We start from the raw sequence: 17,509 nt of genomic DNA on the forward strand, positions 1-17,509 counted from the left end.
GTCCGGAGTAGGGGCAGATGCGCAAGTTTTCAAGGTCGCCGAGAGCGCTCGAACCGGGTCGTTGGCGCGGCCCGAGTCCAGCATCGCGCGCTTGGTCAGTGAAAATCGTGATGACGCCGAATACGGTAACAGGTCTTTCCAGCGCGGCACCAAACGGTTAGTTTATCGGGTGTCATGGAACCCGTCATTATCGATCACCTGCCCCCGAACCTGCTCGAGCGCCCGGCCGAACAACTGCACGAAGTGCTCGACGGCCCGACCCTCATCCACCTGCCCGGACGCCGTCCACAGCCGCTGTTTGTGTGCGTGCTCCAGCACGGCAACGAAATTTCCGGCTGGGACGCCGTGCGGCGCCTGCTCAAGGGCCGCTACGCCCGCGACCCGCTGCCGCGCAGCCTGATTCTGATGATCGCCAACGTGCGCGCGGCCGCCCGCAACCGCCGCCACCTGGCCGACCAGCCCGATTTCAACCGCTGCTGGCCAGGCAGCGATACAGCACACGGACCGCTGCATGAGCTGTTCGCGCGCATTACCCGTTATGTGCGCGCTCAAAAGCCGCTGGCCAGCATCGATATTCACAACAACAGCGGCGAAAATCCGCACTACGCCGCCATCAACCGCACCGAGCCGGCACATCTGCGTCTGGCCTCGCTGTTTTCGCATACCGTGCTTCACTTCACCCACCCGACCGGCGTGCAGTCGATGGCGTTCGGCGAGTTCTGCCCCGCCGTCACGCTGGAATGCGGCCCGCCATCAAGACCCGACGGAGCTGACCACGCGCTGTCCTACCTCTCGACCATTCTCAATGCCGAGCCAGCCGACGCGCGGCCGCCCGCACCGGAAGATATCGAACTGTTCCGGATGGTGGCCACCGTGCATCTGCCGCCGGCGCACTCCTTCAGCTTTTCCCCCGACGGCTCGGATATCGAACTGCGCTCCGACCTGGAGCAGCTCAATTTTCGCGAGCTTCCCCCAGGTACCCGGCTGGGCCGGGTGAACGCGGCCCTGGATCGCGCGCTGCTGGTGAAAGCCCACGACAACGCCGACGCCGCGGCTGCCTGGTTCAGCCTCGACCAAGGCGAAATCCGGACCAACCGACCGCTGATGCCAGCCATGCTCACCACCGATGAACGTGTCATCCGCCAGGACTGCCTCTGCCACCTGCTCGAGCGCCTGACCATGCGAAAACCCTCGCAGTTGCAGGTTGACTACCGGCCCGGCTTGCCCGAGAGAAACTAGCTTCGCCGACGGCAGGCCACGAAACAAGACCCCATGCTTGACATTAATCACATCTCCATTGCATAGTGTGATCAACATCACAGTGTGATGAAGGTTACACAGGCTAAAACCAGTCCGGATCAGCAATCTCGGTGAGGGTCGAGACAACGTGGGGAAAGTACGCTTCGGAATTGCCGTCTTCTCCAAGCGAGCAGCTCATGCACACAACGCAACAGAATTTGCTGCCCCGCCGTCCTTCATAAGGGGTGACGGGAACAGCAGATGATTGCCCGCCTGCACCACCACTCGTTGCCGAATGTCTATTGCCGCTTCCGTCGATTGATCTTGACTCGCACCACGGAGCCGCGGTGGGTCCGTGGCGTCATGAAACAAGCAGGGAGCAACCGTGCAGACAACGCAGAGCAGAGGGAGCCGGCCGACCAAAAGCGGGATGTGGCTGGCCGGACTATTCACCGTTCTGCTGGCCGGACAGGCCAGCGCCCAAATCGACCTCACCGCCGACTTCAGCGGACCAGCCGAATACACGCCCGGCAGCTCGAATATCAGCTACCAGCTGGTAGTCACAAACCGCGGCGGCACGGATGAGACCGCACCTGCACTGAGCACCAGCTTCCCCGCTGGCGCCAATGTGGCATGGAGCTGCACCGCCAGCGGAGGCTCGACCTGCAGCGCCGGCAACGGCAGCGGCAACCTCAATGACAGCACAAGCATGATCGCTGCCGGCGGTGGCAAGCTCACCTTCAGCTTCGAGGTCGATTTCGGCTCGAACCTGATTGCTGACCCACTGACGGTCGCCGCCAGCGTGATCGATAGCAACAGCACCCCGGTCACACCAGCGTTGAAGGTTGCAAGCGACCTGCACCTGGTAGCCGATCTGTCGATCACCAAGACCGCAGCAGCCGCCAGCTACGTGCCGGGAACAAGCGTCACCAGCAACTACACGATTGCGGTCACCAATGCCGGCCCGTCCGATGCCGACGGCGTATTGCTGGAGGATACCGCGCCGGCCGACATGGTCATCGGCGCCTGGGGATGCGAAGACTCCGGGGGAACCCCCTGCCCCAATGGATCGGGCAGCGGAGACATCAGCGAGACGTTCACGATTCCGGCCGGCGAGACCTTCACTTGGACCCTCGATGCCAGCTATCCGGCCGATGCGCTCACCGACCCGCTGGTCAACGAGGCCGTACTGACCGTGCCCGACCGGCTGAACGATCCGGACGACAACGACCCCAATGCCGGCGACCACAGCGAGTCTGACAGCAGCAGCCAGGACCGTGATGCCCGGGTTGATCTGAGCGCCGGCTTCCAATCTCCGACCAGCACCTATACCCCCGGCACCACAGCCACGCATCACCTGATGCTGGCCAACGCCGGCCCGAGTGACGCTCGCGCCGCGGACGCCAGCATCAGCTTGACGCTGACCGATCCGGACCGGATCGAAAGCCTCGATCTGAGCTGCGACCCGACGGCCAACTGCACCCCGTCAACGGCAGTGCTGACCGATTTCAGCGCCGCACAGAATGGCGATGGCAGTTTCACTTTGAGCTTCGACTTTTCTGTCGATATCGCCAGCTCCGACAGCGTGAATGTCGCGCTGGAAATCGACCACGACAGCCGTGCGCTCAGCGACGAGCTGGTGCTGGGCGCCACCATCACGGCCGCGGCGGATGAAACCGATACCGACACAGACAACAATGACTCCGAGCTGCCGCTCGACATTGACCGGCGCGCCGGCATCCGCATCGAAAAGACCGCATCGGTTGCACAAACCAGCCCCAACAGCGAGTTCACATATACGCTGATCGTCCACAACGACGGCCCCGGCGATCTCGGACACGACCAGGGCAGCAATGACGGCGCACTGGTCACCGACCTCCTCTCGACCAGCCTCAAGGGTCAAGCCAGCGTCTGCCCGGAAAATGACGGCAGCCAGCCCTGCTGGAAATACTGCCGAAGCGATAACGGCGCAAGCACACCGATCGACCCGGACAACTGTCCGAGCGAAGTTGTCACCGGCCAGGGCAGTCTCGATAACGTGCCACTGTCCATTGCTGCCGGTAATTCCAGCACCGTTGTCATCTACGTTGCCACCGCAGGCACCGCCTCAAGCTCCATCAACAACACCGCCAGCGTCGCGCTTGCCTCGCCCGGCCCGGTAACCGAAGAAGGCCCGAGCGGCGACAACGAGGACTCCGCAACCGTCGAGGTCATCATTGGCGGCGACCTGTCCGTAGCCACCGACGACGGCACGACAACGGCCGTACCCGGCGAGGAGCACAGCTATACGGTAGTGGTCGAGAATCACGGGCTCATCGGCGCCGACAAGGTCCGGGTGGCGAATGCCCTTCCGATCTTCAGCACCGGCAACAGCGCCGGATTCGAGCCCGGCAGCAGCTCCTTCCAGTGCCAGGCATTCGACGGCGCCTGCTGTCAGCACAACTCTAGCCAGTGCGGCGCAGGCCAGCCAACGCCCCCGCGATTTGCCGACGGCCTCGACGAGTACGTTGACCTGCCCGGCGGCTCCAGCGTGGTCTACACCATCACCGGCACACTTCACCCCAAGGCTGAGGGCACACTCAGCAACACCGCCTCGATCACGGCGCCGGCCGGATTCGAGGATCCGAACCCGGCCAATGACTCCTCGACCGACGACGACACCGAGCTGGTTCCGGTCGCCGGCCTGGCCATCACGAAGAAGCTGGTCAGCCTGGAGCCGGTCAATGAAAGTGACGACGGCCCACCGTTCCAGATGACCTATCAGATCGATGTCAGCAATGCCGGCCCCAGCCACGTCGACGACGGGCTGATTCAGGATCTGCTCGACGACCCCGGGTTTGAAAACGGCACGGCGAGCTGGTACTGCGAGGTCACCGATCCATCGGGCGGCAGCGAATGTCTCGACACCAGCCCCGCAGCGCCGATACGAGACGTCTCCTCAGTTACCGAACACGTCATTCTCGGCCCCGGTGGCTCAGTTCGACTGATGGTCGAAGTCGCCACCACCGATATCGCCGAGGGCCAGATCAACAATCAGGCGGATGTTACCTCCGGTGCGGGCAGTGACTCGACTGCAATCAGCTCCGGCCTGCGCGGCCAGGCCGACCTGTGGCTGAACAAGACCTCCAACCGCAGCGCCATCGCGCCCGGAACAGAAATCGAGTATCTGATCACGGTAGGTAACGACGGCCCGGACAATGTATTCGGCGCCGCCGTCAGCGACACCTTCCCGCCGCAGATCACCGATGTCTCGTGGACCTGCCAGGCCACCACACCCATTCCCGGCGATCTGAGCCTGCAGCGAACCCTTGGCACGGCCGAGACAGCCGGTCGAGCCGCGGTCAGCAGCGCCGACGGCCGCCACATCTATCTGGCCGCCGGCAGCGGAGCGCTTTTCGTCTTCGACCGCGACGCGACACCCGGTCTGACGTTCGGCCGCATTGCCCTGCTGGAGACCGAAATGCAGGGCAAAAACGATTCCAGCGATACCGGCCGCGCCGTCAGCGGCATGACAGCCCCCATCGATGTGCTGCTCTCGCCCGACGGTCGCCACGTCTATGTGCTGTCGGCAGCGGCCGGCGAAAACCCGGCCGCGATCGCCACCTTTAAGCGCAATTACGACCGCGACGACCAGGCTAGCTTCGGCCGCTTGACTTTCGTCGATCAGGTCACCGAAGGCGTGCCCTCGACACCGCGGCGCATGACCATGACCGACGACCACCTCTACTTGAGCGGCGACGAGCAGATCGCGATATTCGCTCGCGATCCCGCCACCGGGCTGCCGGCCCACAACGGCGATTTCAGCGTTGATCTGCCGCCCGCGCCAGGCCCAATGGTGATCGATCCGGCCGGCCCGTATCTGTTCGCAGGCTCAAGCAGCGGGCAAGGCATCACGGCCTATACCATCGCAACGGCCGGTGGCGACTTCCCTGCCGGGCAGCTGATACCCATCAACACCTTGAACACGTCCGATAGCACGGGTCTGGTTGACCTGAAGCTCGCACCGGATGCCCCCCAGCTATATGCCGTGGCGGCACAATCTCAGCGCCTTGTAATGATCGACTACAGCGATCTTGACGCCACTGGCCTGCGCCTGGACTTCAGCTACACCAACACCGACCTGGGCGGCAGCGGCTTGCTCGATGCCAGCGCCCGAATTGATATCACCGGCGACGGCGAACACCTGCTGCTGAGCAATCACAGCGCTGGTGCTCTGACCCGTCTGCGTCGCGATCCGGCCTCTGGCGGCCTCAGCCTGGAGGAGTCCCTCAGCAGCGCTGATGCGGGCCACGCCGTGCTGGCTTATGCATCAAACCTGCTGGTCACGCCCGATGGCCGCCATGTACTGGTCGTGCTCGACGGCTCGCCGGCCGGCAGCCTGGCTCGCTATTCACGGCTGGCACCTGATCCCCTGTTTGCATTCATCGAACAGGATCGCGATGGCCAGGCTGGCCTTACCGGCATGCGCGGAGTGCACGATGTCGCCGTCAGCGTCGACGGTGATCATGTCTATGCCCTGAGCTTCGCGGATGACTCGATTCATGTCTTCAACCGCGACCCGCGCGGCGGCATGACCGACGATACGCTGGGCGCTCACCTGCAGCACTTAGCCTCCTACAGCCAGGGTGAGAACGGCATCGACGGTCTGGTCGAACCGCGCCGCATTCTACTCAGCCGCGACGGTCGCAGCGTGTTCGTGACCAGCGGGGATCATGACTCGCTGGCGGTATTCCAGCGCAATAACGACGACGCCAGCCCGAACTACGGCCGGCTGAGCTTCCAGGCCGTCCATCGCGACGGCAACGCTGGCGTGAATGGCCTGGCCGGCGCCCAGGGCATGGCGCTCGACAGCAGCGGCCGGCACCTCTATGTCGCGGGTGCCTTTGCTGCCGCCATAGCGGTTTTCGATCGCGACCCGACCACGCTCGAGCTCACCTGGCGCCAGCACCTGCTCAACGGCGTCGATGGCGTCCGCGGGCTCAACGGCATTCGCGATCTGGCGCTCAGCCCCGACGGCAGCCAGCTTCTGGGCGTGAGCACAACCGACAACTCCCTGGTAGTGTTCAACCGCGACAATCAGGCTGCCAGCGAAACGGCCGGCGCACTGACCTTCCTGCAGCGTCAGCAATCAGGCATCGGAACACAGCCAATGGCGCTGGCCATTCCCGGAGCCAGCGCTGAAGGTAGCGGCGAGCATGTCTACGTGGCCGGGCAGAACAGCAACACGATTGCCGTACTGCGGCGCGTAACTGACCCTTCCAGCTTGGCTTTCGGCCAGGTTCAACCGCTGGAGATCCTGAACAACGGTGACGCCGGGGTGGCGTTTCTTTCCGGCCCGCGCGCGCTGGAAGTCAGCCCCGACGGCAAGCGGGTTTATGTCGCGTCTGAAGGCTCCGGATCACTGCTGGTGCTCGATCGCGACCTCAATGCAACCAGCCCCGGTTTCGGCCGCCTGACGGCCGTCGAGGTACGGCGCAACCAGGTCGACGGGGTGGCCGGCATCGGGCAGGTGCGTGCCCTGGCCGTCAGCAACGACTCGCGCAACGTCTACGCTGCCGGGTTCGGTAGCCACGCACTGGCTTCCTTTCTGCGCGGCACGGGCTCGTCCTGTACCGCCGGCGGCGGCGGCGATATCGACGACCGGGTGGACATCGGTGTCGGCGGCACGCTGCAGTACCGCGCCCGCGGCACGGTTGCGGCCAGCGCTTCCGGCCAGCTGCTCAACACTGCCCGGATCAGCCCGCCGGAGCGCTTTGATGACCCGGACGCAGATGACCCGGGCGGCAACAACGAAGACGACGACCGCATCGACCTGATTCCCGAGGCCGACCTGAATCTTGCCAAGGTCGCCGGCAGCGTCTCCGTTACCGCTGGCGAATCCACCAGCTACGAGCTGACCATCACCAACCCCGGCCCCAGCAACCTGGTGCACGAGCCCGGGATGCCGCTGACCCTGACCGACAGCCCGGATCCGGCGCAGTTTGATATTGCCAGCGCAAGCTGGACCTGCCAGGCCAGCGGCTCGGGCGCGCTGGAGTTTCTTTCGGCGCGGCTTCCGGCCGATGCCGGTGGTGCTCCAGGTTTTGATGCCATGCGCGGCCTGACCGGTGCTGTTTATGTTGACGCCGCGGGCAACATTCCCGCTCTGGCTGCCGTGAGCGTGATCGACAGTGCGCTGCTGGTCTTCCCGCTCGATCCGATCAGCGGCGAGCTGGCGCCGCCCATCGTGACGCAAAACGGCGACAGCCTGCCCGGCGGGATTGTCGCAAGCCTGAGCGGCGCAAGTTCCATTGCCGCCAGCGCTGACGGTCGTTTCCTGTACGTGGCCAGCCGGATTGACGACGCGGTGACGGTATTCGAACTGCTCGACAACGGTGGCGACATCGAAATCGATCTGCTTGAGCAGCATGACGGCGCTACGGGGCTCGATCAGGCAGTGCACCTGATCCTGGGCCCGGGCGATGCCCAGCTGTATGTGGCCGGCGTCAACGATAACGCCGTGGCGGTATTCACGCGCCATGGCGATGGCTCGCTGACTTTGCTCGAGTCCCTGCAGAACGGCCAACCTGGCGCTGGGAACGTGATCGCCGGCCTGCTCGACGTGGAACATCTGAGTATTTCACCCAACGGCGAGCACTTGTACGCCCTGTCGGGCAGCAGCGGCCAGATTGCCGTATTCGCAAGAGACGCGGCCGACGGCAGCCTGATCTGGCAGCAGCGCTATGGCGAAAGCGAGCTCGGCAGTCCCATGGGCGGCGCGGGCTCGGCAGTGTTCGATACGCAAGGGCAATATCTCTACGTTGCCGCCGCGGCTGCCGATCGCATCGTCGTCTTGCAGCGCGAAAGCTCCGGAGAGCTCAGCCTCGCGTCTTCCTTCAGCCAGGACGAGACCGGTATTTCAGGTTTGGGTGGCGTGCGCAGATTATTGCTCAGCGGTGACGACCATCACCTGTACGCCACCAGCCCGGTCGCCAACTCGGTGATCTGGCTGCGGCGCGACCCGGCCGACGGCAGCCTTCGCTACGGTGGCGTTCGCGCCAACTCGTCAGCCCTGGTCGACGGTCTGGAAGGCGCCACCAGCATGGCGCTCAACCCCGCGCTTGATCAGCTATTGATTACCGGCACCCAGCAGCCGGCCGTCAGCCGCTTTCAGCGCCAGAACGACTCTTCCTGCCCGGCCAGCGGCAGCGGCGCCATCGAGGCCGTTGCCTTCGACATTGCCGCCGGCGGCACCGTGCGCTTCGACATGACCATTGATGTGCTCGCCGAAGTCGATTCGGAAGTCACCAATACCGCTTCGCTGAATGCCGCGCGCGACAGCAACCAGGCCAACAACAACGCCACCGAAACGAGTCCCATCTCGCAGTCGGCCGACCTGAGCATCACCAAGGACGACGGCCTGCGCGAAATTGACGGCCTTGCCGACGCTGCAGCTCTGGCCGGCACGGCCGACACCCTCTACGTTGCCGGCCGCGGCGATGCAGCGATTGCGGTATTTAATCGCAACGCCGCAAGCGGCGACGCGCAATTCGGCAAGTTGAGCTTCAAGACCGCCCTGCGCGACGGCGACGCCGGCCTGACCGGCTTGAGTGAAGTCTCGGACCTGGCCCTCGACAGCCACGCCGAAACGCTGTATGCCGCTGCCCGCGGCGACAACACGGTGGTTGTCTTCAACCGCCAGGCCGATGGTGGTCTGGAAGCCCGACAGGTCCTGAAAAACGGCGTCGACGGCGTCAGCGGAATTTCCGGCGCCAACCGTCTCGCGGTGGCACCCGACAACGCGCACGTCTACGTGACCGGGGCCTACTCGAACTCAATTGCAGGCATGAAGCGGACCGACAATCCAGGCGGCAGCGACCACGGCCAACTGCAGCTGTTTGAAAGCCTGGAAGACGGCGTCAACAACGTACAGGGCATCGGCAGCCCCGCTGCTTTCGCGCTCTCGCCCGACGGCCGACATGCCTATGTCCTGGGGCGCGAGGAAGACTCGCTGGCACTGTTTTCCCGCAAGGCCAACCCCCGCAGCGCAAACTTTGGCCGCCTGAGCTATCAGACGCACTACCGCAACAACCGCGATGACATTGTCGGGCTTGGCGGCGTGCGTGATATGGCCATCAGCGCCGACGGCCGGTTCGTCTACGTGCTCGGCGACGAGGACGGCACGCTGGCCGTTTTCGAACGCGACCCCTCCAGCGGCGAGCTGGTCTGCCTGCCCAATAGCGAAAGCGAACAGACCGCCTGCTTTTTCCGACAGGACGGCTTCGGCGATACCGCGGGACTGCGCAACGCCCGCTCGCTGCGCCTGGACGGCGACAATCTCTATGTTGCCGGTAACGGCAGTATCGCCCGCTTCAGCTTAGACCCGAGTGATGGCATCCCGACGTTCACCGAACAGATCGTCAATGGCGATCCGGCGCACTTGACCGGCGGCGAAGTATTTGGCCTGGATGACACGGCGGCACTCTGGCTTCCGGCCGACGGCGGGCAACTCTACGCTGCCTCCGGCCGCGCCAATGCCGTCATCACCTTCCAGCGCAATGTCGCTGCCGAGCCTTCGCTTGCCTTCGCCGACATTCAAATCGACGGCCTCGGCGGCGTCGCGCCCGGCGAAGAGGTGTTCTACACCATTGTGGTGCACAACCACGGGCCCAGCGCTGCTCCTGAAGCACTCGTAGTTGACGAGTTTCCGGACCAGTTTGAAAACGTCTCCTGGACCTGCACTGCCGCGCACGGCGCGCAGTGCGCCGGTTCCGGCGAAGGTGACATCAATACCGAGGTTGCACTTCCAGTCGGCGGTCGCGTGACCTTTACCGCCGGCGGTCGCATCAAGGATGACGCCACCGGCCGCCTGGTCAACACCGCCAGCGTCAGCGGCGGCAACATACTCGACCCAGACCCGTCCAATAACCAGGCGACCGACGACGACACCGTTCTGGCGCCGGCCTCGGATCTCAATATCAGCGTGACCAACGGTAGCAACGAAGTCACGCCCGGGCTTGCAACAAGCTACGAGGTAAAGATCCGGAATCTCGGACCCTCCTACGCCGACGATATTGGCATCAGCGACATCGTGCCGGCTGCGCTCTACGATGTCAGCTGGGAGTGCACACCGCAGCCGCGGGCCGGCGAGCTGGCTTCCTCGATCGGCAGCCCGATGGTCCTTGATGAACACCGGGACATCATTTTTTCCGGCAACGGTCGACATGCCTATGTTTCAGGCCGGATCGGCGGTGACGATGCCGTGGTCGTCTATCAGCGCAACAGCATCAGCGGCGCACTGGAGTTCAGTCAGGCTCTTCGCCAGGACGTCGACGGCGTGGTGAGCCTGCAGGGCGTCAACGGCCTGGCGCTATCGCCAGACGGCCGCTTTCTGTATGCTGCGGCGCGCAGCGCCGATGCCATCGCCCGCTTCGAGCGGGATGCAGCCAGCGGTGATCTGAGCTTCCAGGGCTTTGTGCAGGACGGCCAGGCGGGCATTCAAGCGCTGGGCGGCGTCAGCCGTCTGCTGTTCAGTCCCGACGGCGCCTGGCTGCACGCCATCAGCCCCGACGCAGCGGCATTGTCCGTCTTCGCGATCAACCCGTCCGATGGCTCGCTGGATCAGCAGTGGGTGCTGCGCAACGGCGACGTCCTGCCTGACCAGGCCTTTGTGCTGGATGGCCTCAATGACGCAACCGATCTTGCCTGGAGCGCTCAGGGCGACCATCTGCTGGTCAGCGCGGGGGCCAACCGCAGCCTGACGGCCTTCAGCCGCAATAGCTTCAGCGGGGAGCTCGCCTGGGCGGGGATGATCAGCAGCGACGGCAGCGATCAACTCGATGATCCTGCAGCGCTGGTGGTGACCGAAAATGATGAAATATTCGTCAGCTCGCCGACGGCCAACCGAGTCGACCGCTTCCAGTTCACGGTCGCGTCAGACAACGGCGTCGAGTTCGATCCGCTGACACCCATCACTGCCGCCACCCTGCCCGGCGCGAACATGGCCTCGGCCGCCGCACTGGGCTACTCGGCCGATCGCGCACGCCTCTACGTCCAGCATCAGGGCGGGGTGACCCTGATCAGTCTGATGCAAACCGAGCCGCTGCTGATCGCCAACTACCGCATCAACGACCATGCCCTGCTTCAGGGGCTGCGCTCGCTGACAATCGGTCCCGGACAACGCCAGCTCTACACCCTGGGCAACCAAGTGGCCGCCTGGTCGCGCGAGCGCGGCTCGCGCTGCCAGCTGGAAGGCCACGAGCAGCTTGACGGTCAGCAGGCAGAAATCACCGCCGGTGGCAACTTGACCTATATAGTCCACGGGCGAATTCAGGCCAACGCCATTGGCGAACTTCGCTATCGCGTTGAGGCCATGAGCGCCCTGCCCGAGCGCGAGCTCAACCCGGCAGATAACCAGGCGGTCGACAGCGATACGCTGCTGCCCAGGCCCGACCTGTCGATCATCAAATCAGCCGCTCCCAATCCGGTCGTCGCGGGTGAAGCCATTACGTTCGCCATCGATTCACGCAATGACGGCCCCAGTGACGCCATGCTGGCACAGCTGGCGGATACGCCGCCGATCCACCCGGACGCCGGCGGCCTGCTGGCCGGCTCCGGCAGCTGGCAGTGCAGCGCCAACCCGCCGCTGGAGGCAGCACAAGCCTGGCCGGGCAGCCATGTACTGTCGGACCTGGCCGTGGGCAACTTCGGCGTGTACGCCGTCAGCGCGACGGACGATGCCCTGATTATTTATCCGCGCACAGCCAACACGCTCGGCACGCCTGCCATCATTCAAAACGGTGACATTCACAGCGGCAGCACCGTGGCCGGACTGGGCGGTGCGACTGCACTGACCGTCAGCCCCGAAGAGGATCACCTCTACGTGGTCGGCCACGCAGACGACAGCCTGACGGTCTTCACGCGATCGGGTCCGGGCGCAGCGTTCGAGATGCTCGAACACCATCAGTCGGGAGTCGACGGCGTCATCGGGCTGATTGCGCCGGTCTCTGTGCAGCTCTCGGCAGACGGGCGCAACGTCTACGTCGCATCCGATGCCGCTGACGGCCGGGCCAAACCGGCGATTGCCGTATTCTCGCGCGAGCCAGGCAGCGGCAAGCTGGCCTTCGTGGAGCGACTGGCCGACGGCATCAGCCTGGGCCAGCAAAGCGATGTGCTCAACGGCATTCGTACTACCTTCACGACCCGCGACGAGGGCCACCTGTATGCCGTGGCGCATGATTCAGCAGCGCTGTCGCACTTCCAGCGCAGCCACGAAGACGGGTCGCTGTCCCTGGCTGCCGTCTGGCGCCACGGTGATGTCGACGATGGCCGCACGGTGGCCATCGAAGAGCCAGTCGATCTGACCAGCGGGCCGGGCGATGAACAACTCTACGTGCTTGGCAAGACCGGCATCGCCCGCTTCAATCGGACGGCCGACGGCAGCCTGGTATTTCAGCAGGCCTGGTCCGACATTTCAGGCCTGGGCGAGCCCCGGGCGATCGAGATCGACCCGGCGGGCACCCGCCTGTATCTGCTCGACGACCAGGCCATCCATGTATTTTCCCGCGACTGGGCGAGCGGCAATATCGAGCACCGCGACCGCATCGAGCTGGCGGGCGCCTCCCGCCTTGCAGGCGACTCCGACAGCTCCCTGCTGTGGTCTTTCGCAGGCGACACGCTGCTCGCCTTCCCCGAGCTGGCCCTGTCGCGCTGCTTGCAGTCACAAGACATTGCCGACAACCTGGCTGTGGAGCTCGAGCTGGGCGTCGGCGGCTACTCGGCAATCGATTACGGCTCCGTGGTTCATCCGTCCGCACGGGGGCAGGTGATCAATATCGCCAGTATCGACTCTGGTACGGGCATCGATGATGACACCAGCGACAATATCTCCGAGTCAGTGACCGACATCGAAGTGGTATCCGATATTGCCATCAGCAAGTCCGGACCCGCAGAGGCCATCGCCGGCGAGCGCATCACTTATCGCTTCGAGGTAACCAATGCCGGCCCCAGCAGCGCGCTGGGAATCGGCATCGATGACTTCACCGACCCGCCGGCGGCGCTGCTCGATCCCGAGTGGTCCTGCACCGTGGTCGACAACGGCGGCACCGGTGATTCCACCTGCCCGAGCACCAGCGACAGCGCCGGTTTTGCTGCCGACCTGATGGTCGGAGACGTACTGATCATCGAGGCTGAGGTCACCATCGATCCAGCCATCATCGGCGAGCTGATCAATACCGCCGAGCTCGTCCCCGAACCGGATGCCACCGATCCCACCCCGCAGGACCAGTCGTCTTCGGCTCGCACCCAAGTGCGCGCAGTGGCCGATGTGGCCGTGAGCAAGAGCCTGCAAAACGACGCCGTGGTCGCGGGCGAGCAAATCGAGTGGGAAATCGTCGTCAGCAATCCCGGCCCCAGCGATGCGCCTCAGGTGGCCGTCAGCGACGTGCTTGACAGGCGCCTGCGCAACAAGCAGTGGACCTGTCAGGGCATCAACGGCGCCACCTGCCCCGGCGCCAGCGGCAGCGGGGATCCCGTGCTGACTCTTGCGCTCCCGGCCGGCAGTCAAGCGCGCCTGGGGGTGAGTGGCCTGCTGCCTTCCGATGCCACCGGCGAGCTGTTCAACGAAGCCACCGTTGAAGCGGCCGCCCCGGTCGAGGATCCGGATCACGGCAACAACTCGGCTGCCACCCGTCACAGCGTGGTCGTTCAGCCGGATGTGGCAGTTGCCATCACCACGCCTTTGAACCCGTTCGACCCCGACGGGCCGGCACAGCTTCCGCTGACGTTGACACTGCACAACAACGGCCCGTCCGATGCGAGCGAAACCATGGTCGATCTGAGCTTCGACGCCGGGGTATCGGCCACGGCCCAGGGCTGTTCACGCCAGACCAATGGCCTGAGCTGCCGGACGCTTGTCCTGCCGAGCGGGGACTCGGTCAGCTGGCACGTTCTGATTTCCGATCTGCCCCCGGCCGGACGATCACTTGTGGCTCAAGCCCTTGCAGTCACCCTCGATGACGACCCGAGCCTTGCCAACAACGCGGCCAATCAAACGATCGAGCTGCGCAACGGGCCGGACGTGAATGTCGCCATTGATAACGGGCGCGACGAAGTCAGCCCGGGCGAGCAGCTGACCTACACCATCACTTTCAGCAACCTGGGTTCAAGAACGGCCAACGTCGTTGCGGTCAACGTGCCGATTTCCGCTGATCTGATCGACGTCAACTGGACCTGCCTGGCCGCCGGCAGCATCGGCTGCGACAAGGCCGGGACCGGCGACATCAGTGACCAGCTGACCCTGGCCCCTGGTGAGCAGGTGGTTTACATGCTCGAAGCCCGCGTGGACCCGAACCTGAATCCGGGCAGTGGCATCTACTTCGTGGAGCAAGCAGCGCACGCCACTCCGGCAAGCCCCGATGAACTCAACGACGACAACAACAGCGCCATGGATCGCGATCTGGTGCGCATCACCCTGTTCCAGGACCGCTTTGAACAACATTAATCACGGAGAGAATCAATGAAGCAACTCTTCATCGCGCTGCTCATCTTTGTCGCCGGCCTTGCCGCCGGCTGGTGGTGGAGCAGTACAGGACAAACGCTGGCCCAGGCGCCCGACGGCTGGATTGCGCGCATTGGCAATACCTATATCGACGCAGACGAATACGTTGATGCAATGCGCCGGCGCGGCGGCCACCGGCCCGGGCAGTATCACGAACTGGCACAGAAAGAAGAGCTGCTCGAAGCCTTGCTCTATCGCAAGGCACTCGCAGCCGCTGCCGTGCAGGACGGGCTTGATGCCGAACCGGAGGTGCGGCGCTCGCTGGAAAGAATCCTGGTCAACAGCTACGTGGCCCATCACCTTCGCCCGCGTCAGGAAGACGCCACCATCACCGATGAAGATGTCGAGCGGATCTATCGGCAGGAAGCCGATGACTACGCCATCCCCGCCCGCCGGCGAGTCGCGATGGTTCACATCAAGGTGCCCGGGGGCGCCGACCCGGCAGCCCGCGAAGCCGCGCGCGAGAAAGCCATCGAGGCCTACCAGGCAGCAAAGCAGCTCGATCCGGAAGTCACACACTTTGGCGCGGTGGCGCGCGAGTACTCACAGGATCAGTCCAGTCGCTATCGCGGCGGCGTCATCGGCTGGATCGGCGAAGACGCACCCGAGCGCTATCGCCACGACCCCGCCGTTATAGAAACGGCCAACAGCATGTTCGAACCCGGCACGCTATCAGGCGTGATTGAAGGAGCCCAGGGCTTCTATCTGGTCCGGCTGGTCGAGTATCAGCCCGAGCGCAGCCGGCCACTCGAAGAACTCCAGGCAGGCATTCGTCAGCGCCTGCTGCGCGACCACTACCGCAGCGTGGAAGACGCATTTCGCCAGGAGATGCTGGCACGTTTTGAAACCGATATTCGCCGGCAGCGCCTGGCCGACATCGAACCGCTGGGTCCGCCAGGCCCTGAAGAGCAACGCCCCCCACAGGGTCCAAGCACCGCATTGACAAGGTCATGAACATGCTTTCTTCAATCACTCGTCTCGCCGCACTCGCAGCGCTGTCGGCAGTTGGTCTTGCAGTGGCCAATCCGGTCGCGGCACAGCAGTCGGGCACAGTGCAGCAGGTGATCGATCTCGAGCCCGGCTGGAATGCCGTGTATCTCTACGTCGAGCCTGATGAGCGTGACATCAGAAAGGTCTTTGCCGGCCTGCCCATCGCCAGCGTATGGCGCTGGTTGCCAGACCAGCCCGGCGCAGAGTTCATCGAGGACCCTTCCGAAGGCCTGGAAAACATCGAAGGCTGGTTCGCCTGGTTCCCGGAACCACGGCCCGAAGCCTTCCTTTCGAACCTGTTTCGCATCGATCCGAATACCGCCTATCTCATCGAAGTAGAAGGCAGTACGACGCAGCAGATCACCATCGAGGGCCGCCCGCGCCATCGCCGGCAAAGGTGGGAAACCGATGCGTTCACCCTGACCGGGCTTACGGTCAATCCTGATGCGCCGCCCACCTTTCAGGAGTTTTTCGAGTCCTCGCCAGCGCATGCCGGGCAGCCGGTCTATCAGCTCTCGGCCAACGGCAAGTGGCATGCGATCGACAAATCGTCGACGCCCGTCAAGAACGGGCAGGCCTACTGGATTCATACCCGCGGAGCATCACGCTATCAAGGCAAGATGGCGCTGGTTCTCGAACATGGCGACTCACTCGAGTTCAGCGCGGCGCTGACCGAAAGCCGCCTGGTGTTGCGCAACCGAAGCGGACACAACGGCTCGTTTCTCATACGCCGCGTTGGCGGCAGCAGCATGCCGATAGCATTTCTCAACGAGGATCCGGAAACGGGAGAAACAGCCTGGCCGGATCTGCGAAACCAGCTCGTTGTGCCGGCACCAGCGGGCGAGGACATTCAGCTCACGCTGGCCGTACTACGAGAAAGCTTCGACCGCTCACGCATGGAGCAGGTACTTGAAATTACCGACGAAACCGGAGAGCGCATTCTTCTTCATGTCGGCGGGAACACCATTCAACCTGTAGCCGGCGCGGCCACTCAGGGCAGTGGCCTGCAGGCGACAGTAACCGACAGCGGTAGCGATATCGTGTCGTATGCCGGCCTCTGGGTAGGGCGCATCGAGGTCAACGCCGTCAGCGAATCCCAGCAGGGCGGAGTCGAGCCAACGCCGGTGCGCGATCCTTTCACCCAGCGAGTCATCATTCACGTCGACTCTGCCGGTCGTGCCCGCCTGCTCAAGGACGCGATTCAGATGTGGCAGGAAGGCACAACGGTACCGAGCAGCGCCGAACCCGGCATGCGCGAGGTCGCCGAGCCCGGACGCTACGTGCTATTGACCGACAAGAACCTGATCCCGTTGTATTCCGGCGCGGTCAACCGAGGCGGACGCTCAGTGGGCTTGCGCTACAGCACCATTGCCTACGACTTCCCCGGCCTGGAGCAGGAGTTCAGCGGTGACTTTGGCCCCGGGCAACAGCTCAATACGACCTTGATTGTTGACCCCGAGCTGCCGACCAATCCGTTCAAGCATCGCTACCACCCCGATCACGACAATCTCGACGCACAGTTCATGAACTTCAAGCAGGAGGCCTATCAGGTCACCCGCGACATGCGTTTCATCTTTACCAGCGACGATCCCATCGGCAGACAGCCCCCCGGCTGGGGGGACTCGATACTTGGCGGCGTCTACGAAGGCGCGCTCAGTGGTCTGCACCACAACACGATTTTTACCTCCGGCATTTTTCGGCTGCGCCGTATTTCGGCCATCCCGGTACTGAACCAGTAAACAA

The 17,509-nt window shown here is 64.0% G+C and carries 4 protein-coding genes; all 4 read left to right on the forward strand.

The window, feature by feature from the left end:
* The first annotated feature begins 174 nt into the window (after positions 1–174).
* A complete protein-coding gene (locus tag ACEWQZ_RS12425) occupies positions 175–1,239 on the forward strand; it encodes a M14 family metallopeptidase (protein WP_476483415.1) in 1,065 nt (354 codons plus the stop codon).
* Between the two features lie 430 nt (positions 1,240–1,669).
* A complete protein-coding gene (locus ACEWQZ_RS12430) occupies positions 1,670–14,719 on the forward strand; it encodes a beta-propeller fold lactonase family protein (RefSeq protein WP_476483416.1) in 13,050 nt (4,349 codons plus the stop codon).
* Between the two features lie 15 nt (positions 14,720–14,734).
* On the forward strand, positions 14,735–15,730 hold the full coding sequence (locus ACEWQZ_RS12435; RefSeq protein ID WP_476483417.1) for a peptidylprolyl isomerase: 996 nt from the start codon (positions 14,735–14,737) through the stop codon (positions 15,728–15,730).
* On the forward strand, positions 15,727–17,505 hold the full coding sequence (locus ACEWQZ_RS12440; RefSeq protein WP_476483418.1) for a hypothetical protein: 1,779 nt from the start codon (positions 15,727–15,729) through the stop codon (positions 17,503–17,505). Before ACEWQZ_RS12435 ends, ACEWQZ_RS12440 begins: the two co-directional genes overlap by 4 nt.
* The last annotated feature ends 4 nt before the right edge of the window (positions 17,506–17,509 follow it).

Source organism: Wenzhouxiangella sp. YN1, assembly GCF_056324145.1.